This window comes from Kitasatospora sp. NPDC054939 (genome assembly GCF_053610105.1).
The window spans coordinates 1-4905 of the sequence record NZ_JBSGXP010000259.1; the positions used below are offsets into that span (position 1 = coordinate 1).

Here is a 4905-nt window from a genome sequence, read left to right on the forward strand (position 1 = left end):
GCCGAGGTCGAGGCCCGGTGACCGGGATGGGCGCCCGCCCGGTGACCGGGATGGGCGCTCGCCCGGTGACCGGGATGGGCGCTCGCCCGGCTTGTCCGCAAACGACCCGCGCTGTCCCGACACGGCCGGACGGTACCCGCCGGTAGCCCCGGTCCCGCTGCCCCGCGCTTGCGCCACACGCGTAGACTCGGCCCGTGGCCAAAGTGACGCGCGACGATGTAGCCCGGCTGGCTGGCACCTCGACCGCGGTCGTCAGCTACGTCATCAACAACGGGCCGCGCCCGGTCGCGCCCGCGACCAGGGAGAAGGTCCTCGCGGCGATCGAGGAGCTCGGCTACCGGCCGAACAGTGTCGCCCAGGCGATGGCCTCCCGGCGCACCAACCTGATCGGCATGGTCGTCCCGGACGCCCGCCAGCCCTTCTTCGCCGAGATGGCGCACGCCGTCGAACGGGCCGCCTCCGAGCGCGGCAAGCTCGTGCTCATCGGCAACTCCGACTACGTGGACGACCGCGAGGTGCACTACGTCCGCGCCTTCCTCGGCATGCGCGTCTCCGGGCTGATCCTGGTCAGCCAGGGCCCCTCGCAGCGCGCCGCCGAGGAGTTCGCCGCCATGGAGGGCGCCAAGGTCGTGCTGCTGCACCGCCGCCCCGAGGCGATCGACGACGTCGCGGTGGTCAGCGACGACGTGGGCGGCGCCGAGGCCGTCGTCCGCCACCTGCTGGAGGAGCACGGCCACCCGTACGTGGTCTGCTTCGGCGGCCCGGTCGAGGCCCCCGCGCCCGGCGACCCGGTCATCGACCACGTCGAGGGCTGGCAGCGCGCCATGGACGCCCACGGCCTGCCCACCGGACCGCGCCTGATCGACGCACCGTTCCACCGCTACGGCGCCTACCAGGTCGCCCTGGAGCTGCTGCGCTCCCCCGAGCGCCCGCCCGCGATCTTCTGCTCCACCGACGACCAGGCGATCGGCGTGCTGCGGGCCGCCCGCGAGGCCGGCCTGCGGGTGCCCGAGGACCTCGCGGTGGCCGGCTACGACGACGTGCCCGAGGCCGCCTTCGTCGACCCGCCGCTGACCACCGTCGCCTCCGACCGGGACGCCATGGCCCGGGCCGCCGTCGACCTCGTCCTCGACGACTCGCTGATGGTGCCCGGCTCGGACACCGAGCGGGTGCGCAAGTTCCCGTCCCGCCTGGTGCTCCGCCGCTCCTGCGGCTGCGGCGCGGGCTGACCCCGGCGCGGCGGAGGCCGACCGCAGCGGCGCCGGCCGCACCGCCGCCGACCCCGCCTGAGCAGGCTTTATGAGAAGTCAACGGGCTTCTCGGACCCCTCTGAGCCGGTTCTCATCGGATTCTCATCCGGAGGGCGGACGTTGGTCGGCATGAGCGACCGACACCCGCACCAGCCCTCCTCGGACGCCACCGGCACGAGCCCCGCCGCGCCGCCCCCGCCGTCCGTCCCGCCCCTGCCGCCGCTGCCCACGCAGCCGCCCGCCGGCCCCGGCGGCCGGGCCCGCCGCGGCCTCCTGCGCGGCCGCCTCGCCCTGGTCACCGCCGTCGCCGCGGTCGCGGCCGTGCTCGGCGGGGTCGCCGGCGGCGTCGTCACCGCCGAACAGCGCGACACCGGCACCGCCGTCGCCGCCGGCCCGGTCGCCGCCCGCGCGGACGGCAGCGCCGACGTCGCCGCGGTCGCCGCGGCCGTCTCGCCCAGCGTCGTCCGGATCACCGCCCCGGGCGGCAGCGGATCCGCCGGCGGCGCCGCCACCGGCACCGGCGTCGTCCTGGACGACGACGGCCGGATCCTCACCAACTACCACGTGGTCTCCGGTGCGGGCGACGGCGGCCGGATCACCGTCACCTTCGCCGACGGCTCCACCGCCGCCGCGACCGTCACCGGCACCGACAAGTCCCTCGACATCGCCGTGATCACCGCGCGCGGCGCCGAGGACCTCACCCCCGCCGTGCTCGGCGACTCCTCCGCGGTCTCGGTCGGCGACCCGGTCGTCGCCATCGGCAACCCCGAGGGCCTCACCGGCACCGTCACCTCCGGCATCATCAGCGCCGAGGACCGCGAGGTCACCGTCCGCCTCGACGAGGGCAGCACCGGGGGCAACGGCGGCTTCGGCTTCCCCGACCTCCCCGGCCCGGGCAACAGCAGCGCCACCGGCGGCGAGAGCACCACCTACCGGGCCTTCCAGACCGACGCCGCCCTCAACCCCGGCAACTCCGGCGGCCCGCTGATCAACGCCACCGGCCAGGTCATCGGCATCAACTCCGCCATGTACTCGCCGAACGGCAGCAGCTCCACCGCCGGCGGCAGCGGCGCCGGCAACGTCGGCCTCGGCTTCGCGATCCCCGTGAACGACATCAAGAAGGTGCTGCCCGACCTGGAGGCGGGACGCAGCGTCTGACCACCGCCGCGGGCCTGTCCCGCGGCCCCCGCCCGGCCCCGGCCGGACAATTGCTCCCGACGGCCCCGCCCCGGCGGAGCCGCCGTCACCACCCGGACCGACACCGGCCCTCAACCGGCCCTCCACCACGAGAAGGGGCAGCCGCCCATGACCCCGTCCGCCGACGACCGCACCTCCGCCGAGTCCGGGGCCGCCCCCGCCCGGCTCCTCGTGGTCGACGACGAACCCGCCCTCCGGGACGCCCTGGAGAGCAGCCTCGCCTTCGAGGGCTACGAGGTCACCACCGCCACCGACGGCCACGAGGCGCTGGAGGCCGTCGAACGCGACCGCCCCGACCTCGTCCTGCTCGACATCATGATGCCCCGCATGGACGGCCTCACCGCCGTCCGCCGGATGCGCTCGCGCGGCGACACCGTCCCCGTCCTGATGCTGACCGCCCGGGACGCCGTCGGCGACCGCGTCACCGGCCTCGACGTGGGCGCCGACGACTACCTCGCCAAGCCCTTCGAGCTCGACGAGCTCCTCGCCCGGGTCCGCGCCCTGCTCCGCCGCAGCGCCTTCGCCACCGAGGCCGCCCGCGCCGCCGCGGCCGACCAGGACAGCGAGGTGCTGGCCTTCGCCGACCTGCGGATGAACACCGCCACCCGCGAGGTCACCCGGGCCGGCCGCCCGGTCGAGCTCACCCGCACCGAGTTCATGCTGCTGGAGATGTTCCTCTCCCACCCCCGCCAGGTGCTCACCCGCGAACAGATCCTCAAGGCCGTCTGGGGCTTCGACTTCGAGCCGTCCTCCAACTCCCTGGACGTCTACGTGATGTACCTGCGCCGCAAGACCGAGCAGGGCGGCCTGCCCCGGCTCATCCAGACCGTCCGCGGCGTCGGCTACGCGCTGCGCCCGGCCGCCGGCACCGGCTCGTGAGCGGCCGGCTCCCCCCGCCGCCGCTCGGCCCGCCCCGACCGGCCCGGCACCGCCTGCTGCACCGGTTGCGGGGGCGCTCGCTGCGCAGCCGGCTGACCTTCCTCACCGCGGCCGCCGTCGCCGTGGCCATCGCGCTCTCGGCCCTGGCCTGCTGGTTCATCGTCCGGGAGCGGATGTACGAACTCGTCCGCAAGGACCTGCTGAGCGTCCCGGGCCAGCTCCAGGTGCGCGCGGAGGACATCTGCGCGGCCACCCCGCAGGCGGCCCTCGCCGCCGCGAAGTCCACCACGGCCAACACCCGCACGCCCAGCCGCGACCTCCAGTACGTGCTGAGCAACCCCACCGTGGTCTGCCTGCCGCCCAACTCGGCCCGCGCCGTCGTGGTCGAGCCCGGCGACACCGAGGCCTACCGGCTCCGGCCGAACCAGGCGGTCATCCGCGAGGGCCGGTTCACCGACGGCACCCCCGCGCTGGTCCGGATCGGCTGGACCCCCTCGCCGCTGCGCGGCCACCCGACCGCCCTGGTCATGGTCGCCGCCTCCACCGAACCCGTCGAGGAATCCCTCAACCAGCTCGCCCTGGTGCTCGGCGGGGTCGCCCTCGGCGGCGTCATCCTGGCCGGACTCGCCGGCCGGCTGGTCGCCCGCTCCGCCCTGAAGCCGGTCGACCGGCTCACCGACGTCGTCGAGCACATCGCCCGCACCGAGGAGGTCGGCACCACCATCCCGGTGCAGGGCAAGGACGAGATCGCCCGGCTCTCCACGTCCTTCAACTCGATGTCCACCGCGCTCGCCAACTCCCGTGACCGGCAGACCCGCCTCATCGCCGACGCCGGCCACGAGCTGCGCACCCCGCTCACCTCCCTGCGCACCAACGTCGACCTGCTGATCCGCAGCGACGAGACCGGTCGACCGCTGCCCCCGGCCACCCGGACCAGGCTGCTCGGCAACATGAAGGCGCAGATGCAGGAGCTCACCGTCCTGATCGGCGACCTGCTGCAGCTCTCCCGGCCGGACTCCCCCCGCCCCGGTCAGAACCCCGCCGTGGTCGCCCTCCACGAGATCGCCGAACGGGCCGTCGCCCGCGCCCGGCTGCGCGGCCCCGGCCTGGCCTTCGAGACCTCCGTCGACCCCTGGTACGTGCACGCCGACGCCGCCCTGCTGGAGCGGGCGGTGATCAACCTGCTGGACAACGCGGTCAAGTACAGCCCGCCCGGCGGTGCCATCGACGTCCGCCTGCACGAGGGCGTGCTGACCGTCCGAGACCACGGCCCCGGCATCCCGCCGGACGAACTCCCGTACGTCTTCGACCGGTTCTGGCGCTCGCCGTCCTCGCGCCAGCTGCCGGGATCGGGGCTGGGCCTGTCGATCGTGGCGCAGGGCGTCCGGGAGGCGGGCGGCGAGGTGGCGCTCGGCCCGGCCCGGGACGGCGGCCCCGGCGCCCAGGCGACCGTGCGGCTGCCCGGCAGCCCGCAGCGGCCCGCGGCCGGCCCCGGACCGGCCCCCGGGACGGCCCCGGACGCGGCGGGCCCCGGGGCGGGCCCGGAAACGGACGACGGGCCGGACGACGGCGTCCGGCC

At 75.7% G+C, this 4905-nt stretch carries 4 protein-coding genes; all 4 read left to right on the forward strand.

Going from position 1 to position 4905, the window contains the following annotated elements:
• The first annotated feature begins 194 nt into the window (after positions 1-194).
• The gene (locus ACWGB8_RS37725) at positions 195-1229 is read left to right on the forward strand and encodes a LacI family DNA-binding transcriptional regulator (RefSeq protein ID WP_452218179.1); all 1035 of its coding nucleotides are present in this window, start codon (positions 195-197) and stop codon (positions 1227-1229) included.
• A 150-nt stretch (positions 1230-1379) separates the two neighbouring features.
• Positions 1380-2408 (forward strand): S1C family serine protease, encoded by a 1029-nt coding sequence (locus tag ACWGB8_RS37730; RefSeq protein WP_452218180.1) that lies wholly within the window; start codon positions 1380-1382, stop codon positions 2406-2408.
• A 147-nt stretch (positions 2409-2555) separates the two neighbouring features.
• On the forward strand, positions 2556-3326 hold the full coding sequence (locus ACWGB8_RS37735; RefSeq protein WP_452218181.1) for a response regulator transcription factor: 771 nt from the start codon (positions 2556-2558) through the stop codon (positions 3324-3326).
• Positions 3323-4905: sensor histidine kinase (locus tag ACWGB8_RS37740; protein ID WP_452218182.1), on the forward strand; the 1583-nt coding region annotated here is incomplete at its 3' end. The genes ACWGB8_RS37735 and ACWGB8_RS37740, both read left to right, overlap by 4 nt.